At 70.9% G+C, this 24,717-nt stretch carries 23 protein-coding genes; 7 read left to right on the plus strand and 16 right to left on the minus strand.

The genetic code is table 11. From position 1 onward, the window contains the following. The first annotated feature begins 83 nt into the window (after window positions 1-83). Window positions 84-1,538, plus strand: a complete 1,455-nt coding sequence (locus tag HNR02_RS01225; RefSeq protein WP_179771387.1) for a helix-turn-helix domain-containing protein — start codon at window positions 84-86, stop codon at window positions 1,536-1,538. Between the two features lie 26 nt (window positions 1,539-1,564). Further along, entirely contained in the window at window positions 1,565-2,365 is an 801-nt protein-coding gene (locus HNR02_RS01230) for an alpha/beta fold hydrolase (RefSeq protein WP_179771388.1), read from the plus strand. Here the strand turns inward: HNR02_RS01230 and HNR02_RS01235 are convergent. Both HNR02_RS01235 and HNR02_RS01240 read right to left on the minus strand, forming a co-directional pair. Beyond that, window positions 2,334-2,714 carry a DMT family transporter gene (locus tag HNR02_RS01235; protein ID WP_179771389.1) on the minus strand — a complete coding sequence of 127 codons (381 nt, stop codon included), beginning with the start codon at window positions 2,712-2,714 and terminating at the stop codon, window positions 2,334-2,336. The two genes, HNR02_RS01230 and HNR02_RS01235, sit on opposite strands and share 32 nt — an antisense overlap. Then, complete coding sequence (locus HNR02_RS01240) at window positions 2,714-3,034, minus strand: DMT family transporter (RefSeq protein ID WP_179771390.1); 321 nt, start codon at window positions 3,032-3,034, stop codon at window positions 2,714-2,716. The genes HNR02_RS01235 and HNR02_RS01240 overlap by 1 nt, the downstream gene beginning before the upstream one ends. Before the next feature lie 103 nt (window positions 3,035-3,137). Here HNR02_RS01240 and HNR02_RS01245 point away from each other — a divergent pair, with 103 nt between their 5' ends. Then, complete coding sequence (locus HNR02_RS01245; RefSeq protein ID WP_179771391.1) at window positions 3,138-3,509, plus strand: MerR family transcriptional regulator; 372 nt, start codon at window positions 3,138-3,140, stop codon at window positions 3,507-3,509. Here the strand turns inward: HNR02_RS01245 and HNR02_RS01250 are convergent. Together HNR02_RS01250 and aceB are read right to left on the minus strand one after the other, a co-directional pair. Next, window positions 3,488-4,684 (minus strand): DUF6986 family protein, encoded by a 1,197-nt coding sequence (locus tag HNR02_RS01250; protein ID WP_179771392.1) that lies wholly within the window; start codon window positions 4,682-4,684, stop codon window positions 3,488-3,490. The two genes, HNR02_RS01245 and HNR02_RS01250, sit on opposite strands and share 22 nt — an antisense overlap. Before the next feature lie 2 nt (window positions 4,685-4,686). Continuing rightward, a complete protein-coding gene (gene aceB, locus HNR02_RS01255; protein ID WP_179771393.1) occupies window positions 4,687-6,261 on the minus strand; it encodes a malate synthase A in 1,575 nt (524 codons plus the stop codon). A 91-nt stretch (window positions 6,262-6,352) separates the two neighbouring features. Here aceB and HNR02_RS01260 point away from each other — a divergent pair, with 91 nt between their 5' ends. Further along, on the plus strand, window positions 6,353-7,120 hold the full coding sequence (locus tag HNR02_RS01260) for an IclR family transcriptional regulator (protein ID WP_179771394.1): 768 nt from the start codon (window positions 6,353-6,355) through the stop codon (window positions 7,118-7,120). A gap of 1 nt (window position 7,121) precedes the next feature. On the opposite strand, the gene HNR02_RS01265 is transcribed toward HNR02_RS01260, so the two are convergent. From HNR02_RS01265 to ftsY, 8 genes are all read right to left on the minus strand, one after another. Next, window positions 7,122-7,451, minus strand: a complete 330-nt coding sequence (locus HNR02_RS01265) for a DUF4333 domain-containing protein (protein ID WP_179771395.1) — start codon at window positions 7,449-7,451, stop codon at window positions 7,122-7,124. 10 nt (window positions 7,452-7,461) lie between these two features. Continuing rightward, window positions 7,462-8,250, minus strand: a complete 789-nt coding sequence (locus HNR02_RS01270; RefSeq protein WP_179771396.1) for a hypothetical protein — start codon at window positions 8,248-8,250, stop codon at window positions 7,462-7,464. Then, the gene (locus tag HNR02_RS01275; RefSeq protein WP_179771397.1) at window positions 8,247-8,846 is read right to left on the minus strand and encodes a YbaB/EbfC family nucleoid-associated protein; all 600 of its coding nucleotides are present in this window, start codon (window positions 8,844-8,846) and stop codon (window positions 8,247-8,249) included. Before HNR02_RS01275 ends, HNR02_RS01270 begins: the two co-directional genes overlap by 4 nt. Then, window positions 8,843-9,334, minus strand: coding sequence for a hypothetical protein (locus HNR02_RS01280; RefSeq protein ID WP_179771398.1), 492 nt, complete (start codon window positions 9,332-9,334; stop codon window positions 8,843-8,845). Before HNR02_RS01280 ends, HNR02_RS01275 begins: the two co-directional genes overlap by 4 nt. 10 nt (window positions 9,335-9,344) lie before the next feature. Beyond that, on the minus strand, window positions 9,345-10,043 hold the full coding sequence (locus HNR02_RS01285) for a hypothetical protein (RefSeq protein ID WP_179771399.1): 699 nt from the start codon (window positions 10,041-10,043) through the stop codon (window positions 9,345-9,347). 46 nt (window positions 10,044-10,089) lie between these two features. After that, window positions 10,090-10,656 carry a putative T7SS-secreted protein gene (locus HNR02_RS01290; RefSeq protein WP_179771400.1) on the minus strand — a complete coding sequence of 189 codons (567 nt, stop codon included), beginning with the start codon at window positions 10,654-10,656 and terminating at the stop codon, window positions 10,090-10,092. Next, window positions 10,656-11,159, minus strand: a complete 504-nt coding sequence (locus tag HNR02_RS01295; RefSeq protein WP_179771401.1) for a WXG100 family type VII secretion target — start codon at window positions 11,157-11,159, stop codon at window positions 10,656-10,658. Before HNR02_RS01295 ends, HNR02_RS01290 begins: the two co-directional genes overlap by 1 nt. A 121-nt stretch (window positions 11,160-11,280) precedes the next feature. Continuing rightward, window positions 11,281-12,675, minus strand: a complete 1,395-nt coding sequence (gene ftsY / locus HNR02_RS01300) for a signal recognition particle-docking protein FtsY (protein ID WP_179771402.1) — start codon at window positions 12,673-12,675, stop codon at window positions 11,281-11,283. Window positions 12,676-12,794: 119 nt separating this feature from the next. Here ftsY and HNR02_RS01305 point away from each other — a divergent pair, with 119 nt between their 5' ends. Genes HNR02_RS01305 through HNR02_RS01315 form a run of 3 tightly spaced genes read left to right on the plus strand, consistent with a single transcriptional unit; the run spans window position 12,795 to window position 16,086 of the window. Then, window positions 12,795-13,973 (plus strand): anhydro-N-acetylmuramic acid kinase, encoded by a 1,179-nt coding sequence (locus HNR02_RS01305; RefSeq protein WP_179771403.1) that lies wholly within the window; start codon window positions 12,795-12,797, stop codon window positions 13,971-13,973. After that, window positions 13,960-15,486: a sodium:solute symporter gene (locus tag HNR02_RS01310; protein ID WP_179771404.1), complete on the plus strand. Its 1,527-nt coding sequence runs from the start codon at window positions 13,960-13,962 to the stop codon at window positions 15,484-15,486. Before HNR02_RS01305 ends, HNR02_RS01310 begins: the two co-directional genes overlap by 14 nt. Continuing rightward, on the plus strand, window positions 15,487-16,086 hold the full coding sequence (locus tag HNR02_RS01315) for a maleylpyruvate isomerase N-terminal domain-containing protein (protein WP_179771405.1): 600 nt from the start codon (window positions 15,487-15,489) through the stop codon (window positions 16,084-16,086). Window positions 16,087-16,644: 558 nt separating this feature from the next. On the opposite strand, the gene HNR02_RS01320 is transcribed toward HNR02_RS01315, so the two are convergent. The 4 genes from HNR02_RS01320 to HNR02_RS01335 all read right to left on the minus strand — a co-directional run bounded on the left by HNR02_RS01320 (window position 16,645) and on the right by HNR02_RS01335 (window position 24,709). Beyond that, window positions 16,645-19,167, minus strand: coding sequence for a glycoside hydrolase family 172 protein (locus tag HNR02_RS01320; RefSeq protein WP_218902573.1), 2,523 nt, complete (start codon window positions 19,165-19,167; stop codon window positions 16,645-16,647). Window positions 19,168-19,868: 701 nt separating this feature from the next. Further along, window positions 19,869-23,450 (minus strand): chromosome segregation protein SMC, encoded by a 3,582-nt coding sequence (smc, locus tag HNR02_RS01325; protein ID WP_179771406.1) that lies wholly within the window; start codon window positions 23,448-23,450, stop codon window positions 19,869-19,871. A gap of 121 nt (window positions 23,451-23,571) precedes the next feature. Beyond that, window positions 23,572-23,868 (minus strand): acylphosphatase, encoded by a 297-nt coding sequence (locus tag HNR02_RS01330; protein WP_179771407.1) that lies wholly within the window; start codon window positions 23,866-23,868, stop codon window positions 23,572-23,574. 241 nt (window positions 23,869-24,109) lie between these two features. Continuing rightward, window positions 24,110-24,709: a hypothetical protein gene (locus tag HNR02_RS01335; protein WP_179771408.1), complete on the minus strand. Its 600-nt coding sequence runs from the start codon at window positions 24,707-24,709 to the stop codon at window positions 24,110-24,112. Between the last annotated feature and the right edge of the window lie 8 nt (window positions 24,710-24,717).

The following is a 24,717-nucleotide window of genomic DNA, read 5'->3' on the forward strand; positions in this document are numbered from 1 at the left end:
CGGCGCACCGGGATCGGCAACGGCGGCTCAGTACGAACCGGCAGCCCCCTGGCGCGCTCCGGTTGTGCTTTCCTACAACAGCGATGACGACCGTGAAAACTCTGCTGGAGATCCCGGAACTGCGGATGCGGCTGCGCACCGGTGCCGGGGCGCTCGGCCGCGAGGTCTCCCGGATCTACGTGACCGAACTGCCCGACCCGAGCCGCTACGTCTCGGCGGGCGAGGTCGTGCTGAGCGGACTGCTGTGGTGGCGCGGACCGGGCGACGCCGGACCGTTCGTCGCCGCGCTGGCGCGGGCAGGGGTCGCCGCGCTCGCCGCGTCCGGTGCGGACACCGGCGGTATCCCGCAGGACGTGGTGCACGCGTGCGCGCAGCACCGCATCCCGCTGCTGGAGGTGCCGCCCGACCTGTCGTTCGCGGTGATCACCGAGCGCGTGGTGCTGGAGCTGGCCGCGGCGCGCGGACGGGAGCCGGGTGGTGCCCGCAAGCGCTTGCTGTCGGCCGCCACCGAGGACGTCTCGCTGCCCGCGCTGCTGCGGCAGGGCGCGATCGAACTGGGTGCGCCGTGCTGGGTGCTGTCCGGAACGGGACGGCTGGTCGCCGGGACAGCGGAACCACCGGGCGGCGATCTGGTGGCGAACTTCGTGCCGGGACAGGAAGTTTCCGTGCACGACGGGTGCGCGGTGCTGCCGGTGGGCGGAAGCTTCGCGGTGCCGTGGCTGCTGGCCGTCGGGCATCCCGAACCGGGCGCGCTGGCGGGCGAACTCGCCGAACTGGTGCGTCTCGCCCGCGCACGACTGGACCAGGTGCGGCGGATGTCGGGCCGTTCCGCGGAACCGTTGCTGCACGCGGTGGCCGAAGGCGGCCCGGTCGCGGAGGCGTTCGCCGCGTCCGGTCTGCCCGAGGACGCCGAGATCCACGTGCTGCTGGCCCGCGCGCCCGACGACGGGGCGGCGCTGGCGGCCGACGTGCTGGCCGAACTGGTCGCCGAAGCACGTCCGGTGGTCGGTGCCGTCGGGGAGGACGCGTACGCGCTGGTGGTGGAGCCGGGGAACTGGATGGGCGCGGCGGCCGATGCACTGGCACAGGCGGACCGGCTGATCTCACTGTCACGGTTCCACCTGGGTTCGGGCGGACCGGCGTCGGTGGACGGTCTGCGTGGCGCGGCACAGGAGGCCCGGCACGCGGTGGAGCTGGCCGGGCGGCGCGGCGGGCGGATCGAACTGGTGGCGGGCGAGGACATCGCCGTGCACCAGCTCCTCGCCGCCGGCGCCCCCGACGAGCTGCGGCGGACGGTGCGCGCGCGAGTGCTGGGGCCGCTGCTCGCCTACGACGCCGCGCAGGGCACGGACCTCGTGCACACCGTGCGGGTGTACCTCGAGTGCTCCAGCTCGCCGACGGTCGCGGCGCGGGCACTGCACGTCCACGTCAACACGTTGCGGTACCGGATCGCGCGGGCTTCGGAGCTGCTGGGCGTGGACCTGAACGACTTCGTCACGCAGGTCGACGTGTACCTCGCCCTGCTGGTTACCGTCTAACTGGGTTAGATGGTAACGTCTCCGGCATGGAGGAGTTCGAGACGTCGAGCGGAACCGTGCGCTGGTCGCGGACCGGCTCGGGTTCGCCCGTGGTCCTGCTGCACGGCACGCCGTTTTCGTCGTTCGTGTGGCGCGACATCGCGGCCGCGCTGGCCGGGCGGCACGAGGTGTTCGTGTGGGACATGCCGGGGTACGGGCGATCCGAGATGCGCAACGGGCAGGACGTGTCACTGGGGGCGCAGGGCGCGGTCTTCGCTGCGCTGCTGGAGCACTGGGGCTTGGAGTCGCCGTCGGTGGTCGCGCACGACTTCGGCGGCGCGGTCGCGTTGCGGGCACACCTGCTGCACGGCGCCCGGTACCGGCGGCTCGCCCTCGTGGACGCCGTCGCGGTCGCCCCGTGGGGTTCGCCGTTCTTCCGCCTCGTGCGCGAGAACGCGGCGGTGTTCGAGCAGTTGCCGCCCCACCTGCACGCGGCGCTGGTACGCGAGTACGTCGGCACCGCTTCGGGATGCGGTCTGCGCGCGGACGTGCTGGACGCGCTGGTGGCGCCGTGGCTCGGCGAGACCGGCCAGGCGGCGTTCTACCGGCAGATCGCCCAGGCCGACGAGCGCTACACCGACGAGATCGAGCCGCTGCTGGGTTCGATGGACCTGCCGGTGCGGGTGTGCTGGGGCGAGGCGGACTCGTGGCTGCCGGTCGAGCGCGGCGAGGCACTGGCGACCCGCATCCCGGGCGCCTCCCTGCAGCGGTTCCCCGGCGCCGGGCACCTGCTGCAGGAAGACGCTCCCGCGAAGCTCACCGCTGTCCTGGCGGACTTCCTCGCCTGACCGGGGCCGGGCGGTCGGCGAGCTTGAGCCACACGACACCGCCGATGATCACGGCCAGCCAGAAGGCCTTGGCCGGGGTGAGGGTCTCGGCGAAGAAGAGCGGGCCGAGCAGTGCGGCTCCGACGGCGCCGATCCCGGCCCACACCGCATAGGCGATACCGACGTCGATGGTGCGCAGGGCGAGGCTCAGGGCGAACAGTGTCAGGAGAAAGAAGACGCCCGCGACGAGCGACCAGGAGAGCACCGTGAAGCCCTGGCTGCCTCCCACGGAAAGGGCGTAGCCGACCTCGAAGACTCCGGCGAGGAGGAGCACGAGCCAGGCCCGGGCGGTGGTGTTCGCGGCGGCCATCACGCCGCTCCGGTGAGCTGGAGACCGGCGACCCCGGCGATGACGGCGACGATGCCGAGGAGCTTGCGCCAGTCGAGCCGCTGGCCGAAGAGGACGGCGCCGAGGACGACGATCCCGACGCCGGCCACGGAGGTCCAGATCGCGTAACCGACGCCGACGTCGAAGGTCAGCAGCGCCAGGCTGAGGAGGTAGGTGGCGATTCCGCCGCTGACGAGCGTGGCGGCGGTCCAGCCGGGCCGGGTGAAGCCCTGGGCCTTGCCCGCGGAGACGGCGACGGTGATCTCGAAGACCACGGCGATGCCGAGGTAGAGCCAGTGCATGACGGGTTCCTCAGGTCGGGGCACCCCTGGTGGGCGCGACCCCTTGATGGTGAAACTTCACACCGGTGTCAACTGCAAGAATGGACCCGGCGGAGGAGGTCTCATGCGCATCGGTGAACTCGCGGACGCCGGCGGCGTCAGCACGCGGTCCCTGCGGTACTACGAGGAGCAGGGGCTCATCCGCTCCAGGCGCACGCCCGGCGGGTGGCGTGACTTCGACGGTTCCATGGTCGAACGGGTCGTCCTGATCCAGCACCTGTTCGCCGCGGGACTGAGCAGCACCACCATCAACGAGCTGCTCCCCTGCCTGGAGGCACCGCCCGAGGAGCGCACCGGCGCCCTCGAGCAGTTGCTCGCCCAGGAGGTCGAACGCCTGGAGACCAAGCGACGCGACATCGACCGCGAACTCGACACGCTGCGGGCTCTGCGCACCGAAACGGCGTTGCCCGGCACTCAGCCGCGGAAGCGGGTGTAGGACTCCAACTGCGTGCGGGTCAGGCCGGTGAGCTCGTCCCCGGCGACGGCGCCGCAGTCCAGGCCGCGCAACAGGAAACCCGCCAACGCCCGCGCGGTCGCGGGCTCGTCGAGCACTCCGCTGTCCACCCGCGCCGCGTAGTCCCGGAGCCGGCCGGCGGCCGCCGCCAGTCCGTCGCGGAAGAAGCCGTACGTCGCGGCGAAGCGGGTGGGCAACTGGTGCGGGTGCAGGTCCCAGCCCTGGTAGAAGCCGCGCTCCAGGGACCGCCGGACGAGGCGCAGATGCTCGCGCCACGCCGGGACCAGCGCCTGAGCCACCGGAAGCCTGTTCGTCGAGCCGTCGGAGAGCCGCACGCCCGTTCCCGCCGCGCTGACCTGCATGAACGACTTCGCGAAATCGGCCGCCGGGTGCTCCATGCTCTGGTACCCCGCGGCGATGCCGAGACCGGCGCTGTAGTCGTAGGTGCCGTAGTGCAGCCCGCTGCAGCGCCCTTCGGCGGCCTGCACGATCCGGGCCACCGCGATCCGGCCGTCACCGTCCACGATGGACTGCGAGGTTTCGATCTGCACCTCGAACCGCAGCGTTCGGGCGGGCAGCGAGTACGCCGTCTCCAGGTGCCCCAGCACCTCGGCGGCCGCGCCGACCTGCTCCACCGCCGTCACCTTCGGCAGCGTGACGACGAACCCGGCGGGCAGCTTCCCGTGCTCCAGCAGGCCGGACAGGAACAGGTCCAGGGTCCGGATGCCGCGCCGCCGGGTCGCGCGCTCGAAGCTCTTGAACCGGATACCGGAGAACGGCGTCGCCGGGTTTTCGGCCAGCACTCGCCCGCAAGCCAACGCCGCGTCGTCCTCCGCGGAGTCGCCGGGGCTCCCGTAGCCGTCCTCGAAGTCGATGCGCAGGTCCTCGACCGGCTCGGTGACCAGCTTGCGCCGCACCCGTTCCGCGACCGCCGGATCGAGCCCCAGCGCCGCGCCGTCCGAGTCGAACACCGCCCGCGCCTGCTCGCCCCAGCGCGCGACCAGGCCGGGAACATACCGGTGCGCCGGCACGTAGACCGTGTGCACCGGCTGCCGACCGGCGGGCTCACCGGGGTAGCGGGACTCGACGCGCGCGTCCACTTCGGACAGCCGGGCGTCGATGCCCGCGTAGACGTCCCCGGTGAGCCTGCCGTCCACGGCTACTTGATCCGCTCGTACGCGGGCAGCGTGAGGAAGTCGACGAACTCGTCGGCGAGCGCGACCTCCTCGAACACCTCGACGGCCGGGTTCAGCAGGTCGGCGGGAACCTCGCCGTCGAGCTCCTTGCGCACCTCGTCCAGCACCGACCGGACCAGCTCACGCGTGACCTTCTGGCCGTTGTCGAGCTGTGTGCCGTTCTGCACCCACTGCCAGATCTGCGATCGCGAGATCTCCGCGGTCGCGGCGTCCTCCATCAAGTTGTGGATGCCCGCCGCGCCGTTGCCGCCCAGCCAGGACGCGATGTAGCGCACGCCGACGTCGACCGCGGCACGCAGGCCGGCCTCGGTGGCGCCACCCTCGGTGGCCGCGACGTCGAGCAGCTGGTCGGCGGTCACCGACACGTCCTCACGCAGCCGGTCGAGCTGGTTCGGCTTGTCGCCGAGGACCTTGTCGAACTCCTCCTTGCACAGCCCGACCATGCCCGGGTGCGCGACCCACGAACCGTCGAACCCGTCGTTCGCCTCGCGCGCCTTGTCGGCGTGGACCTTCTTCGAGGCGTTCTCGTTGACCTCGGGGTCCTTGCTCGGGATGAACGCGGCCATGCCGCCGATCGCGAACGCGCCGCGCTTGTGGCAGGTGCGCACCAGCAGTTCGGTGTAGGCGCGCATGAACGGCGCGGTCATGGTGACGCTGTTGCGGTCGGGCAGCACGAACTTCTCGCCCGCGTCGCGGAAGTACTTGATGACGCTGAACAGGTAGTCCCAGCGCCCCGCGTTGAGACCCGAGGCGTGCTCGCGCAGCTCGTAGAGGATCTCCTCCATCTCGAACGCGGCCGGGATGGTCTCGATCAGGACGGTGGCGCGCACGGTGCCGTGCTCGATGCCCAGCTCCTTCTCAGCGTGGCTGAACACGTCGTTCCACAGCCGCGCTTCGAGGTGGCTCTCCATCTTCGGCAGGTAGAAGTAGGGCCCCTTGTCGCCCGCAAGCAGCGCGCGGACGTTGTGGAAGAAGTACAGCCCGAAGTCGACCAGCGCGCCGACGCCCTTGCGGCCGTCGAAGGTCAGGTTGTGCTCGTCGAGGTGCCAGCCGCGGGGCCGCACGACGATGGTGGCGTGCTCGATGCCCTCCTTGAGGGCGTAGTGCTTGCCGTTCGAGTCCAGCTCGATGGTGCCGCGGATCGCGTCGTGCAGATTGACCTGGCCGCCGACGACGTTGCCCCAGTGCGGGGTGTTGGCGTCCTCGAAGTCGGCCAGCCACACCTTGGCGCCCGAGTTGAGGGCGTTGATCGTCATCTTGCGCTCGGTCGGGCCGGTGATCTCGACGCGGCGGTCACGCAGGGCGGGCGGCGCCTCGGCGACCTGCCAGTCGCCCTCGCGGATCTCCCTGGTCTCGGGGAGGAAGTCCAGTCGGCCGGTGCGCTTGGCCTCCTCACGCCGCTTCGCGCGTGCTGCGAGCAGCTCGTCACGGCGGGCCGCGAAGTTCTGGTGCAGCCCGGCGAGGAAGTCCAGCGCCTCCGGGGTCAGGATCTCGTCGCCTCGCTCGACGGAGCCGCCGAGCACCTGGACGTCAGCCATGCGGAACACTCCCAGTAAGAACTTGCGGTTCGGTTTTTTACATCTCGGACTATAGTTTCTGCATAGCGGAAGCTCAATGTGAGGAGACGCGGTGGCCGAGGAGAAGGTGGGACGCGACGGCGGGGTCCAGTCACTGCGGCGTGCCTTCGAGCTGCTCGAACGGCTGGCCGACACCGGGGGCGAGGCGAGCCTGTCGGAGCTGGCGGCCACGTCGGGGCTGCCGATGCCCACGATCCACCGGCTGATCCGCACGCTCGTGCAGCTCGGTTACGTCCGGCAGAACACCAACCGGAGGTATGCCCTGGGCGCGCGTCTCATCCGGTTGGGCGAGAACGCGAGCATGCAGTTCGGCACCTGGGCACGCCCACTGCTGGCCGAACTGGTCGAGGCGACCGGTGAGACGGCGAACCTGGCGGTCCTGGAGCGGGACGAGGTGGTCTACGTGTCGCAGGTGCCGTCGAAGCACTCGATGCGGATGTTCACCGAGGTCGGCCGCCGGGTGCTGCCGCACGGGACGGGTGTCGGGAAGGCGATCCTGTCGCAGCTGCCCGCCGAGGACGTGCGCGCGCTGCTGGAGCGGACGGGCATGCCCGCGTTCACCACCCACACCTTCACCGACGCCGACGCGCTACTCGCACACCTGGCGCAGGTCGCGGCCGAGGGCTACGCGGTCGACGAGAGCGAACAGGAACTGGGAGTCCGCTGCATCGCCGTCCCGCTGACCGGCACACCGGCCCCCGCGGCGGTCTCGGTGTCCGGCCCCGAGGGTCGTCTGACGAAGGACGCGGTCTCCCGGATCGCCCCACTGGTCCAGGCCACCGCAGCGACGCTGTCGACACACCTGGCGGAAAGCGCCTGACTCAGCCGAACCAGCCGCTGGACGGCAAGGGCTCGTTGTCGACCTGGACGTGGTAGTTCGCGGTGCCGCCTTGGACGTCGGTGACCGTCGCCGTGACACCGACGCGCATGCCCTGGTCGGTCAGCACGCACCGCGTGCTCTTGCCCGCCTTCGCGTCCAGTGGATCCGGGCAGTCGACCCCGTCCGGCCGGTGACCGATCTCCGTCAACAAGGCGTCTGAAATGCCCTGCTCGACGGTCTCCTGGCTCAGTGAGCCGACCGTCCCGACCTGCACCGAGCACCCGGTGAGCAGGAACGTGGCGACACACGCGACGAGCGCGGTGCGGATCATCGTGGTTCTCCTAGGCCCAGGCGGCGGTCGGGATGCGGTCGAGGATGTCGCAGCGCAGGTCGAGCGCCGGGATCAGCTCGGCGGGGTCGCGGTGGTCGCGGATGGTGTCGAAGGCGTCGGCATGGTCCGCGAACAGCGTGAAACCGCGGGACTTGCGCTGGTCGGTCAGCAGGAAGTCGGCCAGGGGCGGGCTGAGCGCGAAGGCCAGGAACCGCTCGTCGGGGCCGTTGACGTCGAACCGGTCGTCGAAGGCGACATTGCCGGTGCGGAAGTCGCCCTGCCCGATGGCCGCGTTGATCCGGCTGACCAGGCCCACGGTCGGCCGGACGTAGACCGGCGGGCGTGACACGGGCGTACGGACCCAGACGCAGAGCTGCGTGAACTGGTGACGGCGGTAGTGGACACGCAACGTCGCCGCGACGAACGGCCTGCCGCGGTGCGTGCCCGCGACCACGTGCCGCGCGCTGTCCGCCCGCGGCGGCCGGACGAAGGGCACCTCCAGCGCGTCCGGCACCTGGTGAACGTAGCCGGACTGCCACTCGGGCTGGTTCGGCCGCCAGAACTGGCTCTGCTGCGGACTCCAGAACTCCTCGTGCTGACGGTTGTACAGCTCGGCGAACGAATCGTCCTGCTCGGTGTAGGTCCACCCGCGACGGGGCAGCTCCTCCCGCAGCCTCCCGAGCGCCACCTCGGCGACCGCGGCTTCACGGCGCCGGAGCCACAGGGACAGCCAGATGATCGGTGCGAACAGGAGCACCGCTCCGCCGACCGCGATCGCGACGATCGCGAGCGGGCTCACCGGCCACCGTCCGCGAAGAGGTCCGTCTCCTCGAAGGGCTCGTCGTCCCGGGCCGCCGGACGACGCGTCACCGGAGCGCGAGGCGGCACCGGAATCGGAACCGGGGCCGGGGCCGGGGCCGGCGGAACGGGAGGCTGCTCGTCGAACAGCCGGTCGGCGGGCCCGGCCGGCTCCTCCTCATGCCGGGGGACCGGGACCGGCGCCGGACCCGGATGAGCGGGCCGCTCGTCACCGAACGTCTTCTCGTCCGCGTCGAGCACACGGTCGAGGTGCTCGGTGTCGCCGAGCCCGCGCCGCACGACCTCCGCCTGTTGCCTGGCCGCGGCCGCCCTGGCGACACCGAGGGTGTGCATGACCATGGCAGCCAACGCCGCGGGCGTCACCTCGCGGATCCGGTCGCTGAACAGCAAGGTCTTGACCTCGCCGCCCGCTCCGGCGACGACCGTGACCGCCCCGTCGGGCGACACCGCCTTCGCGCTGACATCCTTCAGCTCGCCGCTCATCCGTTGATAGACCTCGGCGCGGCGCCGGCTGTCGGCAGCGGCCGTGTCGATCGCCTCGATGCGGCGCAACAACTGCTGGGCGAACTCGCTCATCGGGCCTCCTCCGGCCGGATCGTGGACAGGAACTTCTGGAAGTCCCCGACCACCTCGTCGAACTGCTCCGCCAGCGCGCTGAGCACGAGCTGGAGTACCGCGTACCGGCTCGCGTTCCGGGTGTCCCTGATCCCGAGGAACACCTGGAGCTGCACCACCTGCCGCGGTTCGCCGTCCAGCAGCAACGACAGGCGCACGGCCTGGGTCAGGCCCGGACCGGTCGCCGAGCCCGCCTCCTTGCGACGGCCGAGCTGCGCGTCGGGCGCTCCCCTGCGCAGCCGCTCGAACGCGGCGTCGGCCAGCTGGGTCAGCTCGACGTCGCTGGGGTGCAGGCTGCCGCTGATCGTGATGTTGGGGGTGAACCCCTTGCGCGCGGGCGGCCGCAGCGCGACGAACGCGGCCTCGTCCGCGTTGACCTCGTGCGGTGGCACCGACTGCCAGCCCTCGGGGAGCGAGAACTGGATCGGCACGGGAAGGGCGGCTACCACGAATTCTCCTTCAGAACAGGAAGTCCACGACCGCGTCCGCCGCGTCCGCCACACTGTTGCCGACGTCGGCAGCGATGTCGGCGACGTCGTCGGCCACGTCGGTCACAGTGTCCACGACCTCCTGTGGATCGATCGCGACGTCGAAGCCGATCTCGCCGCCGATCCCGACACTGAGGCCGAGCGAGGCATCGAGGTGGAACTTCCCGTCGTCGCCCATACCGAACTGGCCACTCGCGTCGGCACCGAGGCCCGCCCGGAGTTCGCCGTGCACACCCGCGCTCAGCCCCGCGACCTCGGGGGACGCGTCGCCGCCGAGGCGGCCGCCGGCGAAGGCACCCACGCTGCCCTGCATCCCGGTGAGCCCGATGCTGCCCTGGGCGTTCGCGCTCGCGCCTACCTCGGCCTCGCCACGACCCGACAGGCCCGCGTGGTCACCGAGCTTGACCTCACCCTCCGCGCTCCCCTTCGCCAGGTACGCCTCCGCGCTCGCGGCTCCGGTCATGCCGAGCGCGTTGACGCTCGACGAAGCCGAGACACCGGCCCCGAGCACCGAGCCTTCGAGCTTCCCGGAACCGGACAGCACACCGGACTCGAACGAGCCGTCCAGGCTGCCCCCGAACAGTTCGGTGCTCGCCGAGGCACTGACCGTCTGTTCCGACAGATCGAACCCGAGCGCTTCGAGGGTGTCGCCGATCCGGTCGCCGAGCATGCCCTCGGACTGGCTGCCCCACGTGAACTCCTTGGGCTTACGGGGGTCACGACTCTTGTCGCTGAGGGTCTTTGGTGAATCCGCCTTCGCCGTCGGGCTCCATGTCGAACGCAGCCGCCACCAGCCCCCCGATCTCGGCGACGTGGGAGCGCGCGTAGTCGAGCACCGACTGGGCTTCCCGCGCGAGTGAGGCGCCCGGATCCTGGAACGGCGCCAGAATCCGACCCGCGGCCTGTGCCAGCGCGGACTGCTCGTCGTACTGCGCTGCCGCGGTCCGCGAGGCCGCCTGTGCCTCGGTGTACATCTCGATGGCGCGCTGCGCCTCGGACTGCGCCCAGGTCAGCGCGTCGCCGAAGTCGGCGAGCGACTGGCCGCCGCGGCCGAGGAGGTTCGCCGTCTCCAGCCACCGGGGCGGCTCCGCACCGAACGCCGCCCGGAATGCCTCGGCCGCCGCGCCGCTCCACTGCGCCGGCGTGAGGGCACCGAGGCCGTCGCCGGTGACGCCGATCTGGTCGATGCCGGAGACCAGCTCGCGGAGGTCGTTCGCGATCGACTCCGGCTCGCCGGGAATGAGGTCCTTGGGGTTGGTCGACTGTCCGAGTCCGGCGGCCATCAGTAGGTCCGCTCGTCGTCGGGGTCGAGACGGTCGGCGATGCTCTCGGGGAACAGTTCGCGGGACCGCTCCGGGCTCATGAACCCGGCGGATTCGACCGGAGCGCCGCCGGTCGCCTGGACTCCCGCGAAGCCTCCGTCATGCCTGGCCGTACCGGCGCGGCCACCGGCGAAACCGCCGCCGACCGTGCCGCCGATCGGGTCACCCGCTTCGCCGATCAGTTCGCCGATGCTACCGAGCGACCGGCCCGCCTCGCCGTCGGACTCCTGGTAGACGCCCGCGGCCACCCGCAGGTTCTCGCCGTGTTCCTCCGCCTTGGCCCGCAGCTTCTTCAGCCGCGCCTCCATCTCGCCCAGGAACTCGGTCCAGCCCGCCTGGACACCCGCGTGCCCGTAGTCGCCGCTCGGCCCGTGGAACGCCACACCCGCGACACCCGACACCACGTCACCGATCGCGCTCGCGGTCCGGCGCAGCTCATCGGGGACGGCTCCGAAGCCCGTCATCCCTCAACCCCCAGTCATGAAGAAGGCGCGCCACCTCCCCAGGCGCGCGCCTCCACAGACTGGCGACTTCGAGCGATCTTGTACAGCGTTTAGGTTTGCCTCACCCGCCGGGGTGAAAAGATCAACCGAGCAGGGCGTCCACGAACGCGGAGGGCTCGAACGGCGCCAGGTCGTCAGGCCCCTCGCCCAGTCCGACGAGCTTCACCGGCACCCCGAGTTCCCGCTGCACCTGGAACACGATGCCACCCTTGGCGGTGCCGTCGAGCTTGGTCAGCACGATGCCCGTGACGTCCACGACCTCGCGGAACACCCGGGCCTGCATCAGGCCGTTCTGCCCGGTCGTCGCGTCGAGCACGAGCAGCACCTCATCCACCTTGGCCTGCTTCTCGACGACCCGCTTGACCTTGCCGAGCTCGTCCATCAGGCCCGTCTTGGTGTGCAGGCGGCCCGCCGTGTCGATCAGGACCGCGTCCACACCCGCGTCCACGCCGCGCTTGACCGAGTCGAACGCGACCGACGCCGGATCGGCGCCCTCCCTGCCGCGCACGACCTCCGCCCCGACGCGCTCCGACCACGTCTGGAGCTGGTCGGCCGCCGCGGCACGGAAGGTGTCCGCCGCGCCGAGCAGGACCTCGCTGCCCTGGGCGACCAGCACCCGCGCGAGCTTGCCCGTCGTGGTGGTCTTGCCGGTGCCGTTGACGCCGGCGACCAGCACGACCGCGGGCTGTTTCGTCCCGTCCACGGTGTGCGCCAACGCCCGCACCGAGCGGTCCCAGTCCGGGTGCAGCGCGTCGGTCAGCACGGTCTTGAGCACCGTGCGCGCCTCCGCCGACGTGCGTACCGCGCGCGCGGTCAGCTCGGACCGCAACGTCTCGACGATCTCCGTGGTCGTCGACGCGCCCAGGTCCGCCATCAGCAGCGTGTCCTCGACGTCCTGCCACGAATCCTCGTCCAGGTCACCCGCGCCGAGCAGACCCAGCAGGCTCTGCCCGAACATCGACCGGGACTTCGACAGCCGTCCGCGCAGCCGCTCGATCCGCCCCGAGACCGGTTCCGGCTCCTCGACGGCGACCGGCTCGCGCGCGGCCGGGACCTGCGGCGCCTCGGTGACCGGCGGCGAAGCGGGCGTCTCGGTGGGCGGCGGCACCGACGGGACTTCGGTCTCCGGCGCGGGCGCCTGCGCCTCCGGCAGGCCCACGTCGACGATGCCGCGGCGCGGCGCGTCCCGCGGCACGGAGGCGTCGTCGCCGACGCCGGGCTGACCGTCCACCTCGGTGCGCTCACCGGCGGGGTGCTCGGGCGGTTCGGCCGTCTCGGTCTTCCGACCACCAGGCGCCAGGGCGATGCCGCCGCCCGCCTGGTAGCCGCCACCTCTCGGCGGCTTGCTCTCGCGCTCCTGCTCCGCCTCGGTCAGGCTGATCCGCCGCTTGCGGGCGAAGACCAGACCGCTGATGAGGAGGATCGCCAGCAGGACGACGACCACCAGGATGATCCAGAACCAGAGGTTTTCCGCCACGTCGTCATCCTCGCATCCCCCAGGTCACCGGGCAGGACACCCCTGTCCGGGACCCGGCGAAGACAAGAAATCACCGATTTTCTTGCGTTCCGGTGAGAAAAGGACTAGACCAGTCGCTCATGCGCGTCGTCGGGCTCATCTCCGGTACGTCGGTCGACGGGATCGACGTGGCGGTGGCGGACCTGAGCGTGTCCGGGGACGAGATCGTCCTCGTCCCGCTCGGGCACTCCTCGGTTCCCTACCCCGATGACCTGCGGCGGGACCTGCTCGCCGTCCTGCCGCCATCGGCGACGACGGTGGCGCGGGTGACGCGCCTGGACACCCGCGTGGGACAGACCTTCGCCGAAGCCGCGGCCACCCTGAGCGCCGGAGCGGACCTGGTCGCCTCGCTCGGCCAGACCGTCTTCCACTGGGTCTCCGACGGCCGGGCCCGTGGATCGCTGCAACTCGGGCAGCCGGCGTGGATCGCGGAGCGCACCGGGCTGCCGGTCGTCGCCGACCTGCGGGTGCGTGACATCGCCACGGGCGGGCACGGCGCTCCGCTGGCGAGCACACTGGACGCGCTGTGGTTACGTGATCTCGCGCCGGCCGTCGCGCTGAACATCGGCGGCATCGCGAACGTCACCGTGGTGCGGGCGGACGGCGTTCAGGCCTTCGATACCGGACCGGGGAACGCTTTGCTGGATCTCGCGGCACACGAAGTGACCAACGGCGCGCAGGACAGCGATCTCGACGGCGCGATCGCCGCCCGCGGTCACGTCCACACCGAACTACTGGACCGCCTGCTCGCCGAGCCCTACTACGCCGCGCCACCACCGAAATCGACCGGCAAGGAACTGTTCCACGCCGACTACCTGCACGCCGCGACCGCTGGTCTCGACCTCACCGCTGAAGACCTCCTCGCCACCCTCACCGAACTGACCGCCGTCACCATCGCCCGCGCCTGCGCGGACGCGACCACCGTGATCACCTCCGGCGGCGGCGCCGACAACCCGGCCCTGATGCGCGCACTCGCGGCGCACCTGCCCGGCACGCGACTGGCGGTCAGCGACGAGTTCGGCCTTCCGCGCGAGGCCAAGGAGTCCTACCTCACCGCGCTGCTCGGCTTTCTGACCTGGCACGGCATCCCGGCCAACCTGCCGTCGGCCACCGGCGCGCGCGGCCCGCGCCTGCTCGGCAGTATCACTCCCGGCGAGAACCCGTTGGGGTTGCCGGCGCCGCATCCGGTGGCCGTCACCCGTCTGCGGGTAGCGGCTCACCCGGACCAACCGATAGGAGTGCCTGATGCACCCAGTTGACCTGGCGATCATCGTGGTCTACCTGGCCGCGATGCCCGCGATCGGCGTGCTCGTCGGGCGGCGCCAGCGCTCGGCGGCGGACTACTTCATCGGTGAGCGGAGCCTGCCGTGGTGGGCGGTGTGCTTCTCGATCGTCGCCACCGAGACCTCGACGCTGACCGTGATCAGCACGCCGGGCCTGATCTGGGCGGCATCGGGCAGCTACAACGGCCTGACCTACCTGCAGCTGCCCTTCGGCTACATCATCGGGCGCACGCTGGTGTCGTTCGTGCTGCTGCCGCGTTACTTCAAGGGCCAGCAGACCACCGCGTACGCGTTCCTCGGCGAGCGGTTCGGCTCCACGATGCAGGGTGTGTCGTCGGTGGCGTTCATCGTGACCCGGCTGCTGGCCGAGGGCGTGCGGCTGTTCGCCGGCGCTATCCCGATCCAGCTGATCCTCCAGCACTTCGGGCTGAACACGTCCTACTGGCAGATCGTGGTGGTGCTGACCGCGCTGACCGTGATCTACGCGCTGGTCGGCGGCATCAAGGCGGTCGTGTGGGTGGACGTGATCCAGCTGACGGTCTACATCGGCGGCGCGATCATCGCGATGATCGTCCTGGCGACGAAGCTGCCGTCGGGCTGGACCTCACGTGCCGCGGACGCCGGGATCTTCCGGCTGTTCGACTTCAACCTGGACCCGCTGCACCTGCTGACCAGCCAGTACGCGTTCGTCACGGCTGTGGTCGGCGGCGCGATCTTCACGATGGCCTCGCACGGCACCGACCAGCTGATCGTGCAGCGGTTCCTGGCCTGCCGCAGCATCCGCGACGGGCGCAAGGCCCTGATCGGCAGCGGCATCGCGGTGACCGTCCAGTTCGCGTTGTTCCTGTTCGTCGGCGCGATGCTGTGGGCGCACAACGGTTTCCGGACGCTGGGCGAGCTGGGTGTGAAGGGCGACGACGTCTTCACCAACTTCATCACCAGCGAACTCCCGGTCGGGGTGGCCGGGTTGCTGATCGCCGCGATCCTCGCCTCCACCATGGGCGCGCTGGCCTCGGCGCTCAACGCGTTGTCCAACTCGACGGTCGCCGACCTCTACCAGCGGTTCACCAAACGCCGGCCGGAGGACTCGAAGCTGCTCCGGCACGGCCGGATCTGGACGCTGGTGTGGGCGGTGGTGTTCGCGGTGTTCGGATCGCTGTTCAGCAACCGGGACAACCCGGTGATCGAGCAGGGGCTGTCCATCACCGGCTATACCTACGGCGCGATGCTGGGCGCGTTCTTCCTCGGCATGTGGGTCAAGCGGGCACGGCAGCTGGACGCGATCATCGCGTTCGTCGTGACGGTCGCGGTGATGGCGGTGGTGGTGCTCGCGGTGAAGATCCCGCCCGCCCCCGGTGCGAAGCCGGTCGTGCTGGCGTTCCCGTGGTATACGCTGCTCGGCGTACTGATCACGCTCGTCGTGGGCGGCGCGCTGTCCCTGCGGCACCGCACGAAAGCCACGGCCCCGAAGGAACCGGAGCCGGTTTAGATGGACGCCAACGTCCTGCTGAGCACCGCCGAAACCTGCGCGGAGTTCCTGTCCGGGCACCTGGAGCGCGACTGGTCAGCGCCCGTGCCGGAGCTGGACCTGACCGTCGCCGGGGTGGTCGCGCACATCAGCGACTGCCTGCACTGGTACGCCTACGACCTGACCGCCGGGCCGGTCGAGCTGGCGACCATGGAATCGCACGTGCGGCCCGGTTCGGCACCGGCGGAGCTGCTGGTCACGCTCGGCACCACGGCGAAGGTACTGGCCGCGGTGGTGGCGACGAGCGCTCCGGAAGCACGCGGCTTCCACCCGTGGGGCGCCGCCGACCCGGCCGGTTTCGCCGCCATGGCGTGCGACGAACTGCTGGTGCACACCTCCGACGCGGCCCGCGGACTCGGCGTCCCGTTCGAGCCACCCGCCCGCCTGGCCGCCGCCGCGCTCTACCGGCTGTTCCCGTGGACGCCGATGGACACCGAGCCGTGGCCCACCCTGCTGTGGGCCAACGGACGAGCGCCGTTGCCGGGCCACCCCAGGCTGACGAAGTGGCGCTGGCACTGCGCCCCACTGTCCGAATGGGACGGTTCAGCACCGATCAGCTAGCCCCCCACCCCGTGTTGGCCCTTCCCGCTGGCGTGTTGGCCGCTGCCTGGCGTGTTTGCCCTTCCGGGCATCGTGTTTGCCGTTCCGGGCATCGTGTTTGCCGTTCCGGCTGGCGTGTTTGCCCTTCCGGGACTCGGCGCCGCCCGCAACGGACGCTGAGCCCGCCGCACCACCCGCCGCCCGGCATGTAGGCCGAGTCGCGACTGGCTCGGGCCTCCGGCGTCCGGCAACGTAAGCCGAACCGCGACGTGCCCGGACCTTCCCGCCCCTCATCCTCAGCCTGCTTTGGTCGCTGAGCAGCGGGGTCAAGGTACTCTTTCCCGCCTTGACGCCGCTGCTCAGCGACTGACACCCTCCGCAAGGAGGGGCAGGGGAGGTCGAACCCAAGCCGACCGACTACCGGTAGCCCACGTGCCCAGCGGCTCGCCTGCCAAAGGCGGGGTTCAAAACGTCCTCGCCGGACCGGCAGACTCCGGGATGACGGAAGAGCAGTCCGGGCTCACCGTGGCGAGGTGGTCGCTGTGTGATCATCCAGCTCCGGGCGCCCGGACACACCGCTCAATCCTGCGCCGGTGGTGGCGGCGTCGACTGTGAGTAGACCGTGTAGCGCGACGCGGACCACGCGGGTGCCCCCGCCACCGGTTCCAGTCGCACCTGCACCGCGCTCTGGCCCGCGGTCGCCGAGGCGGGGATGTCGAAGCTGTCCTCCAGCCACCGCGAATGCGTGTTGCCCAGCGGCTGGTACCACTCGCCGACGGGCCGGTCGTTGACGAACACTCGCGCGTGCTGGAATGCCTGGGCCTGGTCGGACACACGGTGCAACCGCAGTCCCCCGTTGGCCTGGTCGACGCGGGCGGTGAACGTCACCGGCTGGGTGGTGGACGTCGTCGTGCCGGTGACCGGTGTCGTGTCCCGCTTGCCTTCGAAGGTCGACGTCAGCTGCTCCCGGGTGTCGCCCGGCGCGGTGTAGCCGTGCTGGGACCGGCTCGTGTCATCGCCGACGTCGACCACGTCGCTCTGACTCAGCGACGGTGTGTCCTGTCCGTACCAGTAGGCGGTCGAGCTGTAGTCGGCAGGCATCGAGTTGCGGTCGCCGTGCTCGATGTCGAACTCGATGCCGTTGCCGAACGGCACCCCGTCGCCGATCATCAGCCGGTAGGCGTTGAGACAGACGTACTGGCAGCCGTCGGTGGCGTCCTCGCGGCTGACGAGCCCGGCCTGCGGCATCGCGTACGGCACGCCCTCGACGCCGCTGTCGCGCCCGTCCTGGAAGTACCAGCCGGACTCGTAGAAGTCCTCCGATCCGGTGCCGTGGATCGCCGGGCTGGCCGAGCCGTCGGCGTACATCCGCTCGTCGCCTTCGAGGTAGTTCAGCTGGTTCTGGCCCGGTGGGATGCCGCCGCGCATGCTGGTCGTGACCCCGTAGAACACACCCCGGCCGCGTGAGGTCAGGAAGTTCCAGTCCTGGCCGGGCACCGTGCCGCCGCGGTGCTGCGTCGCGTGGAAGTAGCCGAGCGAGCCGTCCTGGAGTCCGGCCGCCACCGACGAGTCCCCGGCGGTCGTCACCTCCAGGCTGCCGCCCGCGACCGGCACACCCGAGTTGTTGACCAGCTCGACCACGGCGCTGCCCCCGTACGGCATCGGCCACCAGCTGGTGAACGCGCCGTTCTCGGTGGTGTCGATGGCGTGCAGCAGGGTCCGGGAGGCGTACTTGCCCAGCCCGGAGCCGAAGAACTCGCCGACCGGCGCGTCGACCGTCGTCTGGCCGTCGAAGGTCAGCCGCAACCGCAGGCCCTCCAGCACGGACTCGGACGCCTCGGCACGGCCGGGGTCGGCGGCGTAGCGGAAGTACCGCAGGCCCGACCACCGCTGACCGTCCACTTTGTACCCATGGACGGCCTCGTCGCTCACGTGGTTGTGGCCGACGTCGAGCACGTCGGTGCGCACCCACTGCCCGCGGACCAAGCTGTGCACCTCGTAGCGGAACTCGTTGACGTCCTCGGCCGACGACACGAACCGGGTCGCGACCTGCAGCTGGGACCTGTTCCTGGTCAGGTCCGCCGGCACCTCGATGGTCTGGTCCAGCCAGCCACCGTCGGCCCGGGCGGGCCCGCTGTAGAACTGGCCGGCGGGCTGACCGCCGACGAGGAGGTCCGCCCGTTGTTCCCCGATTCCCGCGTCGACGCGACGCGTGATGCGCACACCCTCGTTGTCCGGGGCGACGGTCGCGTTGAACGAGCTGCCGCCCGCGCCGTACGCCCGTCCGTCGTCGGAGAGACCCGGCGCGGCGATGACCTGCGGAAGCCGGAGGCCGAGCTGCGTGATCCGCCGGGAGCCGGACGCGAGCGGAACCGACACCGCAGCCCCCGGAGCGACGTCGACCGGCGCCGACTGGGCCCGCGCGCTCGTCACGGCCGGTTTCGGATCCCGCACGCCGTAGCCGCGCAGCCGCTGGATGACGTCGGTGGCCCTGTCGCCGGGGTTGAAGGTCCGGACACCGTTGGCGTCGGCGAACTGGCGGTAGGTGACGTGGTAGAAGTGCGGGTTGTTCTGGGTGGTGATCCGCATGGAGCGCGTGTACGGCATCGGCACCTTGATCACCGAGCCACCCATGGTGTCGGCCGAGTTCCCGACGAGGGGCCAGACGAACGGCGCACCCTGGGAGCCGTTGACGATGTCCTGCAACGATCCCTGCAACACGACGCGACCGTCCAGCTCGATCGTGATCCGGCCGATGGACGCGACGGACGTCGACTCGTAGGTGAACCAGATCGACGAGATCTCTCCCGCGCCACGGGCGTCGGCGAGCAGACAGTCACCGTTGGGTTCTTCCCTGAGACACGAGTACGTTCCGACGAAACCGTCGTCGTTGTGTCCGGTGCGGTCGAAGCTGGAGAACTGTTTCACCTGCTCACCGGGCCGCAGGCGCGCCAGCCCGTCGATCGAGCGGTAGGTGTCCCAGCCGACGGGCCCTTTATCACCGGACGCCGGTGCCGGCGCGGCCCCAGCCGGCACCCCGACGACCAACGCGAGGACGAGCCCCACCACGACGAGCACCGAGCGGTTTTTGGGCGCGCTCAAGGAAGTTACGGGCACAGTGGGGACCCCCAGCCTGGACGGACCGCCCTCGCGCTCGCACGCGAGAAATCGATTACTCAACTTAGCGCCAGGTGACGCGATGTGTCTTGCGCCACATGGGTGGTTACGGATCAGACACTGAGGGTTATTACCGGGAAGGAGTGTCTGAAACGGACACTTTCGAGGGAAACGGGCCGAAACGGAGCACCAGCGGCGGTTTTCGGCGAGCCGCGCGGCGCGTGCCCCATGCCCGGAGCTGGGTGGTCATCCCGGAGTCTGCCGGTCTTGATCTTTGAACCCCGCCTTTGGCAGGCGAGCCGCTGGGCACGTGGGCTACCGGTAGTCGGTCGGCTTGAGTTCGACCTCCCCCGCCCCTCCTTGCGGACGGTGTCAGTCGCAGAGGATGAGGGGCGGGGGAGCTCCGGGCACGTCGCGGTTCGGCCTACATTGCCGGACGCCGGAGGTCCGGGCCGTTCCTGGCTCGGCTTACGTTGCCGGACGCCGGAGGCCCGAGCCAGTCGCGACTCGGCCTACATGCCGGGCGGCGGGTGGTGCGGCGGGCTCAGCGTCCGTTCCCGGGCGCCGAGTCCCGGAACGGCAAACACGCCAGCCGGAACGGCAAACACGGCGCCCGGAAGAGCAAACACGGCAGCGGGAGCGGCAAACACGCGCGTGTTTGCCGCTGCGGGCGGTGTGTTGGCTGCTCAGGCGTCTTGGCGCAGGCGTTGGCTGATCACCTTCGTGATGCCGTCTCCCTGCATGCTCACCCCGTACAGGGCGTCCGCGATCTCCATCGTCGGCTTCTGGTGGGTGATGATGATCAGCTGGCTGGACTCGCGCAGCTGCTCCAGCAAACCAATGAGTCGCCGCATGTTGGTGTCGTCCAACGCGGCCTCGACCTCGTCCATCACGTAGAACGGTGAGGGCCTCGCGCGGAAGATCGCGACCAGCATCGCGACCGCCACCAGGGACTTTTCGCCACCGGACAACAGTGACAGGCGCTTGACCTTCTTGCCGGGCGGGCGCGCCTCGACGTCGACGCCCGTCGCCAGCATGTCGTCCGGCTCCGTCAGGATCATCCGGCCCTCGCCGCCGGGGAAGAGCACCGAGAACACCGTCTCGAACTCGCGGGCGACGTCGGTGTAGGCGGAGGTGAAGACCTCGAGGATCTTGTCGTCCACCTCCTTGATCACCGTCAGCAGGTCCTTGCGCGTGGCCTTCAAGTCTTCCAGCTGGGTGGACAGGAACTTGTACCGTTCCTCCAGCGCGGCGAACTCCTCCAGGGCCAGCGGGTTGACCTTGCCCAGCGTCGACAGGTCACGTTCGGCCCGCTTGGCCCGCCGCTCCTGCGTCGAGCGGTCGTACGGGATCGACGGCGGTGCGCTGACCTGCTCGCCGTTGGCCTTCGCCTCTTCGTACTCGGCCACCTCGGCCGGGCTCGGCGGCACCGGGACGTCCGGACCGTACTCGGCGACCAGGTCTTCCAGGCCGATGCCGAAGTCCTCGGCGATCTTGGTTTCCAGCTGCTCCAACCGTAGCCGCTGCTCGGCACGCAGCACCTCGTCCCGGTGCACCGCGTCGGTCAGCTTCTCCAGCTCGTGCGTCAGCTCGCGGACCCGGTTGCGCACCTGCGACAGCGCGCCCTCCCGCTGCTGCCGCACGGCCTGGGCCTCGTCGCGCTCGGCGGCCGCCCGCTGCACGGACAGTTCGATGCGTTCCAGCGCCAGCTCACCGGCATCCACGACGGCGGCGGCGATCCCGGCGCCACGGGCGCGGGCGGCACGGGCTTTCTCGGCGCGCTCACGTGCGGCGCGTTCGGCGTGGGCGGCCCGGCGCAGCGACTCGGCCCGGCCGGCGATGCTGCGGGCACGCTCCTCGGAGGTCCGCAGCGCCAGCCGCGACTCGACCTCCTCCTGACGCACCGACGAAAGCTTCTCGGCAGCCTCGTCGCGGGCGCTGGTGTCCGGGTCCTCGTCCACCGGCTGCTCGGCGACCGCGGCCAGCCGCTCCTCCAGCTCGGCGAGAGTGGTCAGCGCCTGCTCGCGGCTGGCCTCGACCTTCGCGCGCTGGTCCCGGAACCGCGTCACCTCCGCCTCGGCCGACCGCGCGGCCTGCTGCAACCGGTTGAGCCGCTCCGACGACCGCGCCTTGCGGACCTTGGCCTCCGAGAGTCCTTCCTTGGCCTGCGCGACCTCCTCGCGACGAGCCTGCTGCTCGGCGCGGGCGCCCTCCAGTTCGGCGGTCGTCTGCTCCAGCCGCCGCTCGGCCGCGATCAGCCGGTCCTGCGCCTCGTCGACCGCGGCCTGCACCTCGATGACGCTTTCGCTGCGGCCCGAGCCGCCGACCGCCCAGTGCGAACCGAACACATCGCCCTCGGCGGTGACCGCGCTGACCTCCGGATGCGCCGCGACCAGCCGCTGCGCCGTCTCCAGGCTGTCCACGACCGCCATCCGGTCCAACGCCCGCGCCACCGCCGGACGCAGGGGCCCGGGCGCGGTCACGACGTCGCGCGCCCAGCGGGCGCCGTCGGGCAGCGCGGGCCACGACGCGGTGTCCACTGTGTACGAAGCGCCGCCGAGCAGCACCCCGGCGCGTCCGGAATCGTTGTCCTTCAAGAATTTCAGCGCCGCGATCGCCTGATCGCCACCCTCGACCGCGACGGCGTCGGCGACCGGGCCCAGCGCGGCGGCCAGCGCGACCTCATGCCCTGGCTCCACGGACAGCAGTGCCGCGACCGAACCGAGCAGGCCCGGTACCTGATCGCTCGCGCCGAGCAGCGCACCGGCGCCGTCCTTGCGCCGCAGGCCCATCGACAGCGCGTCCGCCCGCGCCTTCTCGGACGCGATCTCGCGGTCGGCCTGCCGCTCGGCCTTGACCAGCTCCTCGACCCTGGCCTTCGCGGCCTGGTTGGCCTGCACCGCGCGGTCGTGCCGGTCCTGCAGATCGGCGTCGTCGGACTCCTCGACCCCGCCCTCGGCGCGGGCCTCCTCCAGCTCCTCGACGGCGATCTCGGCACGCGCCGCGGCCTCGTCGATGGAGGCGGTCAGACGGTCGATCTCGTCGGAGGTCGCACTGTTCTTGCTGCGCAGTGCCTCGACCTGACCGGTCAGCTTCGCGAGGCCCTCCCGCCGGTCGGCGATCGCGCGCACCGCCGCCATATGGGCCTTCTCCGCGGCCTGGACCTCGTGCTCCAGCTCCTCGCGGCGCAGCACGGCCTCGGCGAGCGTTTCGCGGGCGATCATCACCGCCTCGTTCAGCTCCGCCTCGCGCTCGGCGACCTGCTCGGCCTCCTCCAGCAGCTCCTCGGGATCACGGCCGCCGGTCGAGGTCTCGATGTCGGCGGACAGGTGCCGCTGCCGCTCCACGGCCAGCCGCACGGTGCCGCGCAGGCGCTCGCCCAGCGCGGACAGCTTGAACCAGGTGTCCTGTGCGGCGTTGAGGCGCGGCGCGTCCTCCGCGACCATCGCTTCGAGCTGGGCTTCCTCGGCACCGGCCAGTTCCAGCGCCTGCTCGACCTCGGCGCGGCGGGCGCGGGCGGCGTTCTCGTCCGCTTCCTCACGCGCGATCGCCTCGCGCTGGGTGACCAGATCGTCGGCCAGCAGACGCAGGCGCGCGTCCCGCAGTTCGGCCTGCACCGACTGCGCCTTGCGGGCGATCTCGGCCTGCTTGCCCAGCGGCTTGAGCTGGCGGCGCAGCTCGGCGGTGAGGTCGTTGAGGCGGTCCAGGTTCGCCTGCATCGCGGTGAGCTTGCGCAGCGCCTTTTCCTTGCGCTTGCGGTGCTTGAGCACACCCGCGGCCTCTTCGATGAAGGCGCGGCGCTCCTCCGGCTTGGACTCGAGGATCTGCGAGAGCTGGCCCTGGCCGACGATGACGTGCATCTCGCGGCCGATGCCCGAGTCCGACAGCAGTTCCTGGATGTCCAGCAGACGGCACGAGTTGCCGTTGATCTCGTACTCGCTGGCGCCGTCGCGGAACATGCGGCGCGTGATCGAGACCTCGCTGTACTCGATGGGCAGGGCGCCGTCCGCGTTGTCGATGGTCAGGGTCACCTCGGCGCGGCCCAGCGGCGCGCGGCCCGAGGTGCCGGCGAAGATGACGTCCTCCATCTTGCCGCCGCGCAGGTCCTTCGCGCCCTGTGTGCCCATCACCCAGCGCAGCGCGTCGAGAACGTTCGACTTCCCGGAGCCGTTCGGGCCGACCACGCAGGTGATGCCCGGTTCGAACCTCAGGGTGGTAGCCGAGGCGAAGGACTTGAAGCCCTTCAGCGTCAAGCTCTTGAGATGCACGTGGCGGGACCCTTCAACGCCTGGGTGATCCGACGAGTCTATCGGTGGCCGCCGAACCTCCCGGTCTTGCCCGTGGGCGTGTTGTCCCCGCGTGCCTCAACGACCCCAACCACCACAGCCGTCACTCCTCGACGAACCCCTCCAGGCCACCCTGAGGCGCCGACCAGTGCTCGACGACCTGATCCACACGTCCGGGTGATGATGTTGAGCGGAGCAGGTCCAGTAGCTGCTGACAGTGGCTTTCACTACCCTCCGCCAACACCCGAACACGGCCGTCGTCGAGGTTGCGCGCACTGCCGACCAAACCGAGTTCGAGCGCGCGGCACCGCGTCCACCAGCGAAAACCCACACCCTGCACCGTGCCGCTGACCCACGCCGTGAGGCGGGCCGTGTCCTGTTCACCCGTCACGTCCTCCATGGTGCCCGACTCCGTTCGGTAGCGGAGGGTGAGCGGTCGGGCGCTCCTGGACAGCTTGACATTCACTCTTGGTGCTAACCTGCCCGCCAGACGCCACCATTCGGGCTCACTCGCCCGGGTGTACTCCAGCCGGTTCCCCGCCAGTCAAGGAGCGACCAATGGCCCAGATGGGGTCACGATCGAGTCGTCGGACCGAGATCTCACCGCCGCGCGACTCCGCCACGCGCAGCCAGCGCAGCGGCTACGTGCTGCTCGCGGTCAGCGGCGTCGTGCTCGCGACCGCGTTCGGCGGCCTGGCCACCTTCATCGCGCCCGGCGACTCGCCGAAGGCCGCGGTGCCGAACGGCCAGTCGACGTCGGGCGCGCAGCTGATCCCCGGCGACGCAGCCCCCGGCCAGGCCCCGGTGACGGTCGACGGCGTCGCGCTGCCCGCCGGTTCGCGCACCGCCGTGGTGACGACCAACCCGGACGGGACGCAGGTCGTGACGCTGCTGCCGCCCGAGGGTTCCGACGAGGCGCCGATCGTGCTGCCGCCGGGCACACCGCTGCCGCCCGGCACGGTCATCCCGCCCGGCACGACACTCCCGCCGGGGACCACGACCTCTCCCCCGCGCAGCGACCCGCCGTCCCCGACGAGGACCGCGTCGCCCACACCGTCCGACCCGACCACGCCGACGACTCCGCCGACCAGCAGCAGCAGCACCTCGTCGTCGAGCACGTCCAGCAAGCCGACTTCGACCTCCACGTCGAGCGAGACCAACAGCTCGTCGTCGTCATCACGCAGCGACAGTTCGAGCCCGTCGCCCTCCTCCTGACCGACGCGTCCCGGAACAGCCAACACGCCGCCCG

It is taken from the genome of Amycolatopsis endophytica (assembly GCF_013410405.1).
In the GTDB taxonomy this organism is placed as follows: Bacteria; Actinomycetota; Actinomycetes; order Mycobacteriales; family Pseudonocardiaceae; genus Amycolatopsis_E; species Amycolatopsis_E endophytica.

Excerpts from the sequence above, each read along its gene's own strand:
- HNR02_RS01295 (WP_179771401.1), bottom strand. The coding sequence starts at position 11,159 with ATGACGGGCTTCGGAGCCGTCCCCGATGAGCTGCGCCGGACCGCGAGC.
- HNR02_RS01240 (WP_179771390.1), bottom strand. The coding sequence starts at position 3,034 with ATGCACTGGCTCTACCTCGGCATCGCCGTGGTCTTCGAGATCACCGTC.
- HNR02_RS01275 (WP_179771397.1), bottom strand. The coding sequence starts at position 8,846 with ATGAGCGAGTTCGCCCAGCAGTTGTTGCGCCGCATCGAGGCGATCGAC.
- HNR02_RS01235 (WP_179771389.1), bottom strand. The coding sequence starts at position 2,714 with ATGGCCGCCGCGAACACCACCGCCCGGGCCTGGCTCGTGCTCCTCCTC.
- HNR02_RS01310 (WP_179771404.1), top strand. The coding sequence starts at position 13,960 with ATGCACCCAGTTGACCTGGCGATCATCGTGGTCTACCTGGCCGCGATG.
- HNR02_RS01285 (WP_179771399.1), bottom strand. The coding sequence starts at position 10,043 with ATGCTCGGCGACCGGATCGGCGACACCCTCGAAGCGCTCGGGTTCGAT.
- HNR02_RS01230 (WP_179771388.1), top strand. The coding sequence starts at position 1,565 with ATGGAGGAGTTCGAGACGTCGAGCGGAACCGTGCGCTGGTCGCGGACC.
- HNR02_RS01245 (WP_179771391.1), top strand. The coding sequence starts at position 3,138 with ATGCGCATCGGTGAACTCGCGGACGCCGGCGGCGTCAGCACGCGGTCC.
- HNR02_RS01225 (WP_179771387.1), top strand. The coding sequence starts at position 84 with ATGACGACCGTGAAAACTCTGCTGGAGATCCCGGAACTGCGGATGCGG.
- HNR02_RS01305 (WP_179771403.1), top strand. The coding sequence starts at position 12,795 with ATGCGCGTCGTCGGGCTCATCTCCGGTACGTCGGTCGACGGGATCGAC.
- HNR02_RS01315 (WP_179771405.1), top strand. The coding sequence starts at position 15,487 with ATGGACGCCAACGTCCTGCTGAGCACCGCCGAAACCTGCGCGGAGTTC.
- HNR02_RS01330 (WP_179771407.1), bottom strand. The coding sequence starts at position 23,868 with ATGGAGGACGTGACGGGTGAACAGGACACGGCCCGCCTCACGGCGTGG.
- HNR02_RS01265 (WP_179771395.1), bottom strand. The coding sequence starts at position 7,451 with ATGATCCGCACCGCGCTCGTCGCGTGTGTCGCCACGTTCCTGCTCACC.
- HNR02_RS01290 (WP_179771400.1), bottom strand. The coding sequence starts at position 10,656 with ATGGCCGCCGGACTCGGACAGTCGACCAACCCCAAGGACCTCATTCCC.
- aceB (WP_179771393.1), bottom strand. The coding sequence starts at position 6,261 with ATGGCTGACGTCCAGGTGCTCGGCGGCTCCGTCGAGCGAGGCGACGAG.